Raw genomic sequence first — 14,473 nt, forward strand, 5'->3', positions numbered from 1 at the left:
TTCTTAAGTTTTTATAATTTCTTTTAGTTCTTTAATAGTATGTGTAGGATTTTCACTTTTAAATACAAAACTTCCTGCAACCAAAACATCAGCACCAGCATCAACTAGTTTTTTAGCATTTTTGTTCGTGACACCTCCATCAATTTCTATGAGTGTATCTGCCCCGTTGCGATTAATGATTTCTTTTAGAGTTTCTACTTTCTTATATGTGTTTTCTATAAAAGATTGACCACCAAAGCCTGGATTTACACTCATTATGCATACTAAATCAATATCATTAATTACATCCTCAAGGAGATTAACATTGGTATGCGGGTTTATTGCAACTCCAGCTTTCATACCTTCAGCTTTTATAGCTTGAAGTGTTCTATGTAAATGTGTGCAAGCTTCATAATGTACGGTAAGGATATTACTACCCAAATCGGCAAAAGTTTTTATATAACGATCTGGATCTACGATCATAAGATGCACATCAATTGTTTTTGAAGCATGCTTAGCAATATCCCGTAGTACTGGCATCCCAAATGAAATATTAGGCACAAAAACGCCATCCATAATGTCAATATGAAACCAATCTGCATCACTTTTATTAATCATTTCAACATCGCGTTGTAAATTCGCGAAATCTGCGGCCAATACAGATGGAGCTATAAGTTTTGAAGACATAAAATAGTATTGTTTCGAGCAAAAATACTATTTAAGTTTTAATTTATGTGCTAAGATAGCTTCATAAATTTTTGTGTTAAATACGAGATGGTCTTAAAATGTTCGGGATTTTGTATTTTTTCTTTTTCAAGAAATTTTTGCAATTCCATATGGCTATTATCCTCAGAGATAACAACAAATGAAGAATAATATTTAGAGAAAGAACCATCCTTAATTTCTTTATCCAACATTTTTATAATGTTATAATGTCTGGAATCCTTTAGAATTTTTTCAAACATCTTTTTGATGATTTGTCTTTCTCCTTCAAGAACTTGAAAGAAATTACCATCAGAATAAATTAGTATTCCTGTTATTTCCAATACATTGTTGTGTACAGAAATATAATCAAAAAGATCTGTTATATCAGAATTTGATATTAAGGGATTAACAGTGCTAACATAGCTAATAATATGCCTCATAATAGAATAGTTTGAGGGGCAATCACTTAAAGATACAATTTTTACTAATACTATACTATATTGATAGGCTATCAAATGTTTAAAAAAAAGTTGAATGTGAGTTTTTATTTAAAAACTAAGGGATTCCTCAAGATACATTATGGATAACCCCAAGAAAAAACCTCCGGTAATCAGCCGGAGGTCATTCATCAATCAAAAAACGAACAGTTATGTTATAAAACTGTTTGTAGCTGCAATTTAGGAATTTATCCTAAATATGTCTTTAATATTTTACTTCTAGATGTATGTTTTAATCTACGAATAGCTTTTTCTTTAATTTGACGTACACGTTCACGAGTTAAATCAAACGTTTCTCCAATTTCTTCAAGTGTCATTGGATGCTGATCACCCAAACCAAAATATAATCTAATTACATCTGCTTCTCTTGGAGTTAATGTTTCTAATGCTCTTTCTATTTCGGTACGTAAAGATTCATGTAATAATGATCTATCTGGATTTGGAGATTCTCCCGAATTTAATACATCATAAAGGTTAGAATCTTCTCCTTCAACAAGAGGAGCATCCATACTCACATGACGACCAGAATTTTTCATAGATTCTTTTACGTCATTGATCGTCATATCTAATTCTTTTGCAATTTCTTCCGCACTTGGTGGGCGTTCATGAGATTGCTCTAAGAATGCATAAGTTTTATTAATTTTATTAATAGAACCAATTTTATTTAATGGTAAACGAACGATACGAGATTGCTCTGCTAACGCTTGTAGGATAGATTGACGAATCCACCATACAGCATATGAGATAAATTTGAATCCACGAGTTTCATCAAAACGTTTCGCCGCTTTTATTAATCCAAGGTTACCTTCATTGATAAGATCAGGAAGAGTAAGTCCTTGATTTTGATATTGTTTTGCAACAGATACTACGAATCTTAAATTTGCCTTTGTAAGTTTTTCAAGGGCTCTCTCGTCACCTGCTTTGATACGTTGAGCTAATTCTACTTCTTCATCCGCAGTAATAAGATCTACTTTACCAATTTCTTGTAAATACTTATCCAGCGATGCAGTCTCACGATTCGTTACCTGCTTCGTAATTTTAAGTTGTCTCATCTATGTTCTCCTTGAAATTTTATTTGTGAATATTTAGGGCCTTTGTCTATTATACGTAATATGTTACGAAAATGTTACAAAAACGTTGTTTTTAATCTAAAATAATCACTTTCATTTCTTTAGTCGTAAACGAAACCCCTTACTAACACTGGATCGGATTAATATTTATTTTTTTAAATAAAAAGCGAATAAAATTTAGAAATTATTCACAAATAGAGAACATTTCACATTTTCTTGTTTTAGAATTTATTTTAAAATTCATACGAAAACCCAGTTTGTATAGTGAAATAAAATGGTTTGTACGATGCTCTATTATTACTTGCATCTTGTAGTTGATATTTGGCAATCGGTTCTACATTAAAATAAATGTTCTTGCTAAGTTTATATTGAAAACTCGCACCTAGATTAATACTAAAATTGGTTTTAGAAATTTTATTATTTCTTCCAGACCCTATAGTATTTGATAGGGAACTAGCGGTAATGGTATTGTTATTTAAGATCACTAAACTTATTCCTCCTACCACCGAGGTAATCACCTTTTTGTCAATAATGTCATAACCTAACTCCATAGCAATCTCATGATAGTTGATTTTTTGAGTAAGGTTAATCTCTTCTTGATTATTTAAGATTTGAATTATTTGATTAGTGGGTGCTATACCTATGCTGCCTAATACGCTTGTAAATAATGTATCGGTTTTAATGTTTTTTACTTCATTAGTAATCCTAAGGTGGTTATAACCAATTCTAGAATAGAAGCGCTTATTAAGATGTGATTTTAGTGTAATGCCGTACCCTAAACTTACATTACCGGTATTAGAATTTGCTGATAAAGTGTTGTCAATTAAAGAACCTTTGGGTACAAAGTTGTATATCGGGATGATATGTGCTTGAATACTAAACCTAGGAGAAAATTCTTTTTCAGTTTTATGTAAATCTGTAGAATCACTAGGTTTAATAGTACTAGTGATCAGTAAAGAATCTTTTTTAGGTAACATCAATATTTTTTGTTCCTCATTATCACTTACATTTTTTTGAGCATTAGATGCGGTGGGTACTACATTTTCTTTTTCATCTTCTAAGTTTGAAAATTGAGAAGTTGTCACTTCTTTTTGCTCTGGATTTATATCATTGCGATCAGATTGATGATCATTACCAACTTTTTTGGAAGAATCTAAGTTGTCCTGATATTGGTTTTTAACTTTCGTGATTTGGTTATTGTCCAATGATGGTTTTCTGCCTATATTTTTTTTCGAATTTTGATTGATTTTTAGAACATTAGAATTCGTCTTTTTATTGATGGTGTTATTTCTATTTTCTGTGAAGGTAATATCGGTTGGATTAGATTTTTTATTGGTTGTAGCATTAATTTTACCTTTCGGGCTCTCCGTCTTAGGGGTGGGTATTATGGATTGTTTTAATACATTGTTTTTAGAAGTACTTTTTATTTCTTCTATTTGAGTTATTGGAAATTCGTTGCAATTTTCTGGATCTACTTCGATAATAGTAACATTTTCGGTATTACTTGAATTGATAGGTAAATTTAAAGTTACGATTGCACCTAAAACAATAGCAAGAAGACCAATTGATAAAACCCAATAAGGAATTCTGTAGCGTTCTTTGGGTTTTAGTTTGGTTTCAATGTCCTCCCAAGAAACTCTACTAGGGGATTCGTTAAAACCTTCTAGTTGTTCTCTAAAAATTTCCCCAATGTCTTTTTTACTGGCCATTACTTATCGCAATTTTTTTTAAACAGTTATTACTTGACATTATTTTCTTTTTCAATAGCACCTTGGCTCTATGAAGATTAGATTTTGATGTTCCTTCAGAAATATTCAACATTTTAGCAATTTCTTTATGAGAATAATTGTCCATTTCGTATAAGTTGAACACTAACCTGTAACTATCTGGTAATGATTGAATGAATGTTAGTAATTCGTCTAAAGGAAATTGAACTATATCAGGATCAATAGTTGTATCGGTTATTATGTTTTCATCTAATTCTATATCAAGAAAGGGTGTCTTTTTATATTTATCGATCGCTTTATTAATGGTTATCCTTTTCATCCAACCTTCAAACGACCCTTTAAATTTATATTGATGTATTTTTTTAAAAATAGTGATAAACACATCCTGTAAATTATCTTCGGCCTCATCATGATTTTTGCAATACTTTAGACTCAAAGCAAAAAGTACATCTTTGTATAAATGAAACAATTCACTCTGCGCTTCGCGATTATTTTTTTGACACTTTTTGACTAATTTGTGTACGTCCAACTCGTTTTGGCTTTATAGAGACCTAATTTGTGTTATTAATATTGTCTAAATGTTTTTCAATATATTTAAAATAAGACATTTGTCTATTTTAATGACTGAGTAATCTTCAAAGGTTGCGTCGCAATTTGATTTTTTTAATAAATTAAAGCTCTATATACTTAGAAAGAATTAAAAGACTTTCAGTTTGATCAGATTTAAATAAACGATCTATACTTTGTAGATAATTTAAATTGTCCACATTTACGACCTCGACAGCAGAGAGCATATAAGAGTCTGATGTTGTTGATAACCCAATCTCTTGTATGATCATTTCGGGAACATCTTGTAAGTTATAGTTTCCCGTTTTTTCTTTAGGAGATACAATTTTCCATAGCAGCCCTGAATTGTTTTTTAATTGCCATGTGGAGCGTAGATAAGAAATTTGATCTCCAGAAATTTGAATATTCGTGTTTTCAAATGCATTATTAACTATAGTGATATCTGGATTGATAATATTAAATGAGCTTGGAATACCACCTCTAGTATTTTGGCTGTAGGTAGCATTTTGATCATATGCAGTTAATATTAATCTAAAGCGTTCAAATATCGATGGTGTATATAAACTAATTTCGTTTGCCGATATGTCTGGATTACGGTCTACATATAATTTATAGGCTGTAGAATCAACATTTTTATCAATTAGTCCAGATAATTCAGTAGTATAATTGAAATCGCCAATAGTGCCTAGAGAAGATGTATTAATAGTGTGTTTGTTTTCCATATCGATACTATTATCTAAATTAATAGTAGGATTGCTATTTTCATTTAAATCCATAGTTTGATATTTAGGTATTTGATTTAAAAAAGAAGTGCTTATAACAAGTAGTGGTGCACTTTCTGAAAATGCATATGAAAATGTTTCTTCAAACTTAAAATTTAATGGAGAAAAACGTCCAAGTTGAGCTAGTATGATTTCACTAAAATCATTGGGGTAATTATCAAGTTTTAGCATAGTGTTTGATGCAGGAGAAGGAAAAAAAGTATTGATTAATTTGATAGTGTTATTTATCCGAATATCAGTGTAACTTTGAGCTTTAGTAGTGTTGTTAAAGGTTAAATGTTTAAAGATTGTAAGAGCAATATTGGTTCCCGAATAAGATTTTTCGATTTTAATTTTATCCAGATTAAAAAGTTGACCATGACCTAAATTTTCTCCATTCTCACCTTTTACAACGTAGAATAATTTTTGATCTGTAGAGGCCACTCCTTCGTCAACTATAATAGTTATAATAGGTGTGGTATTTGAATTAACAAGATCGTTATCTTCAGAACATCCAATGGATATTATTAATAATGTTAGTAGAACTATTTTTTTCATTTGTATATTTTTTATGGTATTGTATTTATATAGACTTGAAGTTTGAATAAGGTTGCTTGGGTGTAGAAAAAAACAATCCTCTCTAGTTTTATTAGAGAAGATTGTCTAAAATTAAATTAACGTCCATCATCACTATCACAGGCCTCAACAAATAATACGATTCTAATAATATTGAATTCATTAGAATTTGTATTCTTAATTTTAACGAAAACTAATTGGGGATTAGTAGTGTTTGTATACGAAGAAGCGTCTAATGGGTTTATTTCTTGTTCTGCAGATTCGAGATTCTCAAAAAAGGATAATGACAAGGGTGCAGAATCGGTTATGTTTTCTTGTAACGAGAGAATGCAATCGATATAGTTGTTAAGTATAAATACTGCTTTTTCTTCTTTGTTTTTTTTCTCACATGTTCTAAATTCAACATAACCACAAGCATTTGGGATACCGCATCTCTTATTGACTGTGTATTTGTTATCATCATGCATGATTTCAATACTATCATCGTTTAGCGTGATCACTTTCCAGTTTAAATTCCAATCGTTGGCCACTTGAGAATCACCTTCAATATGAATATTAATATGTAATTCTTCTCCTATAAATAGAGATACCCAAGAAGTCCGATAGGCATTTCCCTTATCATAAAAAATGCCAGTTCCATCATCATAAAAATCCATCAAAGAACTATTATATCTTGTGTTTTCTGTTGATGAAGTTATTTTCCAAATACAGTTCACTTCTTCTAGCAACCCATTGCAGTATGTTATAATTTCTGATTTGATACAGACTTCAATGGCGGTTTTTAATTCATTATTGTTATTAATACTTAATGTAGTACCGTTTTCTTGTACACTACTTATAGGATAACTTAACCCTATAGCGCCATCCTCCTGTGTAGCATCTAGGGCTGCGATAAACTCTATGTTATTCCGAATGATTTTACTATCAATAATTTCAGATTGGTCATCATACACATATACATTGAAAGGATAAATAAAAGTGAGGCAAACTGGATCTTCTTCTGATTTACTCTCAGAAAAATCCCTTAATGAGCTAAATAACTCTGAATTGGCGTCTATTTTTCCAATGTCAAACAATTCATATGATTCGTTGCTACAAGAAACAATAGTAAGCAGTATAATTACAGTAAATATGGGCTTTAACTTTATCATGCTTGTGATTTTAAGTATTCACCCTATTAGACTATTGTGTTTTAAAAGGTTGCGTAAGTGTATTTATTAAATTTAGGTTTTATTCAAACTCTAGTACATCAGGAATCTTTATTAATGAGCGTAAATTGTTTACTTTTTTTAGCATTTTATTGAAAAAAATATTTCGTTCTTTTTCACCAACAGTACTCAATAGTTTAGAGCCTTCCATTTGTATATTCAAAAAATCTTCGGCTTGATCGCATGTTTTAATATCGTTTGTTCTGTAGTACGAAAGAATTGTAAAAGGAACATAAAGGGATTTGGTAGATGGCGTTTTAACTAGAACCCTATTATTCATTAATAAGAGTTCATTATAATAAAATTTAAAGGTTTTCTTTTGAGTGACAATCTTTTTAGAGATAGCCTGCATTAGATCACTTAAATCGTTACATATTTGTAGCGCATCGTCTTCGGTTAAAATGTTAGCTTCAAAATAAAAATGAATTTGTTTTAGTGTACTGTTTATTGTCGTTAAATCCCAAATTTCTATAGCATTTATACCGTTGTATAATTGTCCAAGATTTTTAGCCGCTTCTAATAATGCTAATGAAGGATTAAAATTATTAAATGAAGTGTCGGCCAGACTCGAATCCATAATTTTAAGCCATACGTACATTTTAAATTTTGATAAAAGATTATCATTTGAAGTATAGAAGATAGGAAGATCTTTGGCAGAGTATATCATTTTTACTGCCGAATTATTAATTAAGGGTAATAACGAATTATAAGAGTTTTGATAATAGGCTAATAAACTACTCATATCTTTTACAGGAGCGGTTTTTTTTACCGCAACGATATGCTCAAGTTCATTAGTGAATAATTGATCAATGGATATTCCATAATATTTTGCCAGAGTGATCCCTTCTTCTAACGATAACTTACTCTTATAAGTTACTCGACGATGAGCTGCATCGTAGCTGATGTCAAGAACAGTGGCAACTTGGTCTATAAGAGATGTTTTTTGAGTTAGTTGTGATTTTATTAGTTCTAAAAAGGTTTGTTGGATCATTTTTAGGGGTTTTAAATCATAAAATGTATTGCTAGAGGACTGGTAAGGTAAAATAGAAAAGTATATATTTTTTGCGATTATCGCAAAAAATAATTAAAACCCTTGCAATTTTTACTATTTAAGATTGAAGCAAAGCAAGTATGTTTGAGAAGTATAATTTCTAAAATGTAAAAATTAAAGAGATGATTTTAAAAAAAGATTGCACAAAAACAAGACTTCTTTTGAGTATTGGTATAGCATGTTTATTTATTTTGTCTAGCTGTCATAGTTATCGAAGTATGGATTTAAGTACAGATGAGATAGTGTTAAATAAAAAATACAAGGTTACTACTCAGGATTTGGATCAGGAAAAAATAAAAATATTGAAGATAACGGATTATGGTATTACTACTATATTAGATAAAAAACAAAAACATATTCCTTTTTCTGAAATAAAGGAAATTAAAAACAGAAAATTCTCGTTTATAAAAACTTTCGTGATTTTACCAGTGTCGTATGCTGCTACAGGAGTAGGGCTAGTATATTTATCTTTGGCAATGAGGTAAAAAAAAGCCTTCCAAATTTGGAAGGCTTTTTTTTATATAGAAAATTAATTCTCTTTTTTATCTCTACGAGGAGGTCTTCTATCATCTCTAGGCTTATCATTACCTTCTGGTCTAGGAGGTCTTGGTAAAAGCGCTTTTCTAGAAACTTTTTCCTTACGAGTTCGCGAATCGATTCCGAAATATTTTACATCAAAAACGTCACCCATGTTTACTACATCGCTAACATTTTCTGTACGTTCCCAAGCCAATTCTGAAACATGAAGTAATACTTCATTACCTGGAGCTTCCATATATTCTACAACAGCACCAAAATCTAACATCTTGATTACTTTCACTTCATAAACGCTTCCTACTTGGGGTTTAAAAGTAATAGAATCTATTTTTGCCAATACAGCATCGATACCTTCTTGATTTGTACCAAGAATTTCTACATTTCCTTCTTCAGTAACAGGATCTTCATTGATTACAATAGTAGTACCAGTTGTTTTTTGTAATTCCTGAATTACTTTTCCACCTGGTCCGATTAATGCACCAATATATTCTCCAGGAATAGTTTTAGTAACCATTTTTGGAGCATGAGCTTTAACATCGGCATTTGGTGTAGCGATAGTGTCTGTTAATTTACCAAGGATATGTAAACGACCATCTGCTGCTTGTTTTAAGGCATTTACAAGAATTTCATAAGAAAGACCTTTAACCTTGATATCCATTTGGCAAGCGGTAATACCATCTGCAGTACCAGTAACTTTAAAATCCATGTCACCTAAATGATCTTCATCACCTAAGATATCAGATAAAACTGCATATTTTCCAGTTTCGCCATCAGAAATTAATCCCATTGCAATACCAGAAACAGGTTTAGTCATTTGCACTCCAGCATCCATTAAAGCCATAGTACCAGAACATACAGTAGCCATAGAAGAAGAACCATTAGATTCTAATACTTCAGATACAATACGTACAGTATATGGGCAATCTGCAGGAATCATTCCTTTTAGAGCTCGTTGGGCCAAATTACCATGTCCTACTTCTCTTCGAGAAGTACCTCTAATAGGTCTTGCTTCACCAGTACAGAAAGGAGGGAAGTTATAATGTAAATAAAATGTTTCTTCACCTTCATAAGATGGCATATCAATTTGATTGGCCTCTCTTGAAGTTCCTAAAGTAACTGTTGCTAATGCTTGAGTTTCTCCTCTTGTAAATATAGAAGAACCATGTGTAGAAGGTAAATAATCAACTTCACACCAAATTGGTCTAATCTCATCTGTTTTACGACCATCTAAACGCAAGCCTTCATTTAAAGTAAGATCACGGATAGCTGCTTTTTCTGCTTGGTAAAAATATTTAGAAGCTAAATCTCCAAAATCTTCTAATTCTTCTTCAGAAAAAGTAGCAAGAATTTCTTCTTTTATTTCTGAAAAAGCTAAACCACGTTCTTTTTTAGAAGAACCTGCCTTTGCAATAGCATATACTTTATCATACGCCATTTCATGAATCTTTTTAGCCAATTCTTCATCATTTCTTTCTGGCTCGTATTCTCTAACTTCCTTTTTTCCGAAAGCTTCTGCTAATTTAAGTTGAGCAGCACATTGTACCTTAATATGATCATGAGCGAATTTAATGGCTTCTACCATTTCTTCTTCGCTAATCTCTTTCATTTCTCCTTCAACCATCATTACAGAGTCAGCAGATGCACCAATCATCATATCGATGTCTGATTCGTCTAACTGTGCTCTTGTTGGGTTGATGACAAACTCTCCATTTACTCTACCTACGCGTGCTTCAGAAATAGCACATTCAAATGGAAAATCTGATAATTGTATGGCTGCCGAAGCAGCTAATCCTGCCATTGCATCAGGCATTACATCTTCATCATGAGACATTAACTGGATCATCACTTGCGTTTCGGCATGATAATCTTTTGGAAAAAGTGGACGAAGTACACGATCTACTAAACGCATTGTAAGTACTTCACCATCACTAGGTCTTGCTTCTCTTTTGAAAAAGCCTCCTGGATAACGACCAGCTGCCGCAAATTTCTCTCTATAATCTACCGTTAATGGTAAAAAATCTACATCACTTTGTTTGTAATTTGAAACAACTGTACATAGCAACATACACTTTCCTGATTGTACTACTACAGAACCGTGAGCCTGTTTTGCTAATTTTCCGGTTTCGATAGAAATTTCTCTACCGTCACCAAGGTCTATGACCTCTCTATAAACTTGTGGAATCATATTTTTTTGATTCTAGCCTATTGCATCATTTTATTGATGAAATAGGTTTAATTAAACATTGGTTTCCGTCTTACTCGGACGGACAAGGTTGTGTTGTTGTAGTGTTTGTGCGACCAATGAAAAACTAAGGCATGCATTCATACCTACCGCGGTAATGAATGTTTTTTATAATTATTTTCTATATAAAAAAAGAGGCATAAAGCCTCTCTTTTATTATTTTCTTAATCCTAATTCTTTTACAATTGCACGATATCTCATGATATCTTTTTTCTTAAGATAATCAAGTAAGTCTCTACGCTTACCTACTAATTTTACCAAAGAACGCTCTGTATTATAATCTTTACGATTATTTTTTAAGTGTTCTGTTAAATGAGTAATTCTGTGCGTAAATAAAGCAATTTGACCTTCTGCAGAACCACTGTCTTTCTTTCCTTTACCGTGCTTTGCGAAGATTTCTTCTTTAGTTTCTTTTGTTAAATACATTCCAATATTATTTAAATGATTTTTATGTATGGATAGCTCTTTGCTATCAGCGTGCAAATATAATATTTTTTAGATAAGAAATGCTGATTATCAAAAAAAAACGCAAGGCTTTAAACCTTTTATAAAAATATGAGTCTTAGGATGGTAACGTTAAAATTAAATATTATGAAAAACAGCATCTTAAAATTTGGTCTAACCGTGTTTTTGTCGATACTTTTAATTGGTTGTAGCGAAAACGAATCAGATGAAGTTATGACCGAATCTCTGAAAATTGAAGAGGCAGAACTTAGTGCAAAAATCGATAATTCTGCCGAAGTGATTAGTGATACCTTTCTACAGATATATGAGTTCGAAGAAAGTCCGTTTAAAAGCTCAGTCCATCCTTTTATCCCCGAATGTGCAACCATTACTATTGAAATCACTGATAGTTCTAAAGCTATATTAGTCGATTTCGGATCGGAAGGTTGTGAAGTAAGAGGGCGCTTGATTAAAGGAAAAGTCAACATGTCTTATGAAGTTGATACCGATACAAAAGCATTGGTTATCAATTATATTCTCGAAGACTTTTTTATTGATGATATACAATTTGAAGGATCAAAAACTATAACTAGACAAAGAATCAATGAAAATGGTAATCCCCAGTACATAATGGATCTAGATTTCAAAGTTACTTTTGCCAATGGTACCGAAGCCTCAAGAATAGGAACCAAAACTAGAGAATGGGTAGAAGGAGTACTTAATGGTAATTGGGGGGATAATGTTTTTTTAATTACAGGAGCTTGGGAAACCAATTTTGTAAATGGAAATACGCATAGTACAACGATTACCACACCAGTGAGACGAGAGGCTAGTTGTAAGTTTTTAGTAAGTGGAGAGGTTGAGTTAGTGCGCACTAATTTTAGTGGCACGTTAAATTATGGAGAAGGAGAGTGCGATAATTTGGCTGTATTTGTAAATGCAGACGGAGAAGAAAAAGAAATTCGATTATAAATTTTTTGATTAGTGAGTAGAAAAAGTGTCTATATGATTCTGTAAACATGCACTTTTTTGATTAAAAGTAAAGCCCGGTAAAATACCGGGCTTTATGTTTTTATAATAAATGTATCACTAATTAGAAAGTGCTCGATTTAAAATCAAGTCCAAATACAAGTTTATATTTTGTTTTAATTCTTGTCTTGGCGTAATAAAATCCAAGAATCCATGTTCCATTAAAAACTCTGAAGTTTGGAAACCTTCAGGAAGTTCTTTACCTGTTGTATCTCTTACTACTCGTGGTCCTGCGAACCCTATTAGAGCTCCGGGTTCGGCAATATTGATATCACCTAACATTGCAAAAGAAGCAGTAGTTCCTCCAGTAGTTGGATCCGTAGACAGTGATATATAAGGAATCCCGGCATCTGCCAATTGCGCTAGTTTTGCCGAGGTTTTTGCTAATTGCATTAGTGATAATGCAGCTTCCATCATTCTGGCTCCTCCTGATTTTGAAATAATCATAAAAGGAATCTTGTGTTCTAATGAGTAATCTGCTGCTCTAGCTATTTTTTCACCTACAACACTTCCCATAGATCCACCAATAAATGAAAAATCCATACATGCTATGACTAAGTCATTTCCATTAGATTTTCCTACTGCAGTTCTAACGGCATCTTTAAGATTAGTTTTTTCCTGAGCATCCTTAAGACGATCTACATATTTTTTCTTGTCTTCGAATTTAAGAGGATCCTTAGAAGAAAGGTTTTTGTCTAACTCTTTGAATTTGTTGTTGTCAAATAAGATTTCGAAATACTCTTTACTTCCAATTCTTACATGGTATCCATCCTCTGGACTTACATAGAAATTTTTCTCTAATTGTTCTGCGTCTACAATTTTTCCTGTGGGAGATTTATACCAAAGTCCTTTTGGTACATCTTTTTTGTCCTCTGTAGCGGTTTGTATACCTTTTTGTGTTCTCTTAAACCAAGCCATAAAATATTTATATTAAAAAAGCTGAAACTCCTAAGGGTGAGTTTCAGCTTGGTTTTCAGTCTTTTATAATGTATTTACATTATTTAAATCTTCGAATGCCTTTTTAAGACGGGTCTTAAAGGTGACTTCACCTTCTCGTAACCATTTTCTTGGATCGTAATATTTCTTATTCGGTTCTTCAGATCCTTCTGGATTACCTATTTGCGTTTTTAGATACTCGATATTAGTGGTCATGTAATCTCGTATACCTTCATTAAAAGCAAATTGAAGATCGGTGTCAATATTCATTTTTATTACTCCATATCCAATTGCTTCTCTAATTTCTTCTAATGAAGAACCGCTTCCTCCATGAAATACAAAATCGATGTGGTTATTTTCGACTCCATATTTTTCAGAGATAAATTCTTGAGAGTTTTTAAGGATTTTAGGAGTGAGTTTTACATTTCCTGGTTTGTATACTCCATGTACATTTCCGAAAGCGGCAGCAACAGTGAATTTGTCACTTACTTTACTCAATTCTTCATAAGCATAAGCAACTTCTTCGGGTTGAGTATATAATTTAGAATCGTCGACATCACTATTATCTACTCCATCTTCTTCTCCTCCAGTAATTCCTAATTCTATTTCTAAGGTCATGCCCATTTTACTCATTCGAGCTAAATATTCCTTGCAAATTTCAATGTTTTCTTCAATTGGTTCTTCAGATAAATCGATCATATGAGAACTATATAAAGGTTTTCCTGTTTCTTTATAAAATTGTTCTCCTGCATCAAGTAATCCGTCTATCCATGGAAGTAATTTTTTTGCACAGTGGTCAGTATGCAAAATTACTGGTACTCCATAAGACTCCGCTAAAAGATGTACATGTTTCGCTCCAGCTACCGCTCCTGCGATTGCTGATTTTTGGTTTTCGTTAGGAAGGCCTTTTCCAGCATTAAATTGGGCACCTCCATTAGAAAATTGAATAATAACCGGAGCATTTAATTCTGCGGCAGCTTCTAAAACTCCATTGATAGAGCTAGAACCTATTACATTAACCGCAGGCAAGGCAAAAGCTTTTTCTTTCGCGTACTTAAAAATTGCTTGCACTTCGTCTCCTGTAGCAACTCCTGGTTTGATGTTGTGACTCATAATTTAGTTTTGGTTTATAAGCTTACAAAAA

Annotated in this window: 14 protein-coding genes; 2 read left to right on the forward strand and 12 right to left on the reverse strand. The window is 32.1% G+C overall.

The genetic code is table 11. The features are described 5' to 3' along the window. Window positions 1-3: 3 nt before the first annotated feature. From rpe to DK508_RS05735, 8 genes are all read right to left on the reverse strand, one after another. Window positions 4-666 carry a ribulose-phosphate 3-epimerase gene (rpe, locus tag DK508_RS05700; protein ID WP_109299783.1) on the reverse strand — a complete coding sequence of 221 codons (663 nt, stop codon included), beginning with the start codon at window positions 664-666 and terminating at the stop codon, window positions 4-6. Between the two features lie 50 nt (window positions 667-716). After that, window positions 717-1,124 carry a BLUF domain-containing protein gene (locus DK508_RS05705; RefSeq protein WP_109299784.1) on the reverse strand — a complete coding sequence of 136 codons (408 nt, stop codon included), beginning with the start codon at window positions 1,122-1,124 and terminating at the stop codon, window positions 717-719. Between the two features lie 245 nt (window positions 1,125-1,369). Beyond that, window positions 1,370-2,233, reverse strand: a complete 864-nt coding sequence (locus DK508_RS05710; protein WP_027395748.1) for an RNA polymerase sigma factor RpoD/SigA — start codon at window positions 2,231-2,233, stop codon at window positions 1,370-1,372. A gap of 251 nt (window positions 2,234-2,484) precedes the next feature. Beyond that, window positions 2,485-3,960: a hypothetical protein gene (locus DK508_RS05715; protein WP_109299785.1), complete on the reverse strand. Its 1,476-nt coding sequence runs from the start codon at window positions 3,958-3,960 to the stop codon at window positions 2,485-2,487. Continuing rightward, window positions 3,950-4,507: an RNA polymerase sigma factor gene (locus tag DK508_RS05720; RefSeq protein ID WP_109299786.1), complete on the reverse strand. Its 558-nt coding sequence runs from the start codon at window positions 4,505-4,507 to the stop codon at window positions 3,950-3,952. The genes DK508_RS05715 and DK508_RS05720 overlap by 11 nt, the downstream gene beginning before the upstream one ends. 142 nt (window positions 4,508-4,649) lie before the next feature. Beyond that, on the reverse strand, window positions 4,650-5,864 hold the full coding sequence (locus DK508_RS05725; protein ID WP_109299787.1) for a hypothetical protein: 1,215 nt from the start codon (window positions 5,862-5,864) through the stop codon (window positions 4,650-4,652). A 116-nt stretch (window positions 5,865-5,980) separates the two neighbouring features. Then, entirely contained in the window at window positions 5,981-7,033 is a 1,053-nt protein-coding gene (locus tag DK508_RS05730; protein ID WP_235016294.1) for a hypothetical protein, read from the reverse strand. Window positions 7,034-7,112: 79 nt separating this feature from the next. Continuing rightward, window positions 7,113-8,081 carry a hypothetical protein gene (locus DK508_RS05735; RefSeq protein ID WP_109299788.1) on the reverse strand — a complete coding sequence of 323 codons (969 nt, stop codon included), beginning with the start codon at window positions 8,079-8,081 and terminating at the stop codon, window positions 7,113-7,115. 182 nt (window positions 8,082-8,263) lie between these two features. On the opposite strand from DK508_RS05735, the gene DK508_RS05740 reads away from it, so the two are divergent. After that, window positions 8,264-8,626 (forward strand): hypothetical protein, encoded by a 363-nt coding sequence (locus tag DK508_RS05740; protein WP_160114573.1) that lies wholly within the window; start codon window positions 8,264-8,266, stop codon window positions 8,624-8,626. Between the two features lie 44 nt (window positions 8,627-8,670). Here the strand turns inward: DK508_RS05740 and DK508_RS05745 are convergent, their stop codons facing one another. Both DK508_RS05745 and rpsO read right to left on the reverse strand, forming a co-directional pair. Further along, the gene (locus tag DK508_RS05745) at window positions 8,671-10,863 is read right to left on the reverse strand and encodes a polyribonucleotide nucleotidyltransferase (protein ID WP_109299790.1); all 2,193 of its coding nucleotides are present in this window, start codon (window positions 10,861-10,863) and stop codon (window positions 8,671-8,673) included. A gap of 213 nt (window positions 10,864-11,076) precedes the next feature. Beyond that, window positions 11,077-11,346, reverse strand: coding sequence for a 30S ribosomal protein S15 (gene rpsO, locus DK508_RS05750; RefSeq protein ID WP_109299964.1), 270 nt, complete (start codon window positions 11,344-11,346; stop codon window positions 11,077-11,079). 165 nt (window positions 11,347-11,511) lie between these two features. Between rpsO and DK508_RS05755 the strand changes: the two genes are divergently transcribed. Beyond that, window positions 11,512-12,336 (forward strand): hypothetical protein, encoded by an 825-nt coding sequence (locus DK508_RS05755; protein WP_160114574.1) that lies wholly within the window; start codon window positions 11,512-11,514, stop codon window positions 12,334-12,336. 117 nt (window positions 12,337-12,453) lie between these two features. Here the strand turns inward: DK508_RS05755 and accD are convergent, their stop codons facing one another. Together accD and fbaA are read right to left on the reverse strand one after the other, a co-directional pair. Next, complete coding sequence (gene accD / locus DK508_RS05760; protein WP_109299792.1) at window positions 12,454-13,311, reverse strand: acetyl-CoA carboxylase, carboxyltransferase subunit beta; 858 nt, start codon at window positions 13,309-13,311, stop codon at window positions 12,454-12,456. 63 nt (window positions 13,312-13,374) lie between these two features. Further along, window positions 13,375-14,442: a class II fructose-bisphosphate aldolase gene (gene fbaA, locus DK508_RS05765; protein ID WP_109299793.1), complete on the reverse strand. Its 1,068-nt coding sequence runs from the start codon at window positions 14,440-14,442 to the stop codon at window positions 13,375-13,377. Window positions 14,443-14,473: the final 31 nt, after the last annotated feature.

The sequence above is a fragment of the Aquimarina sp. AU474 genome (assembly GCF_900312815.1).
GTDB lineage: Bacteria > Bacteroidota > Bacteroidia > Flavobacteriales > Flavobacteriaceae > Aquimarina.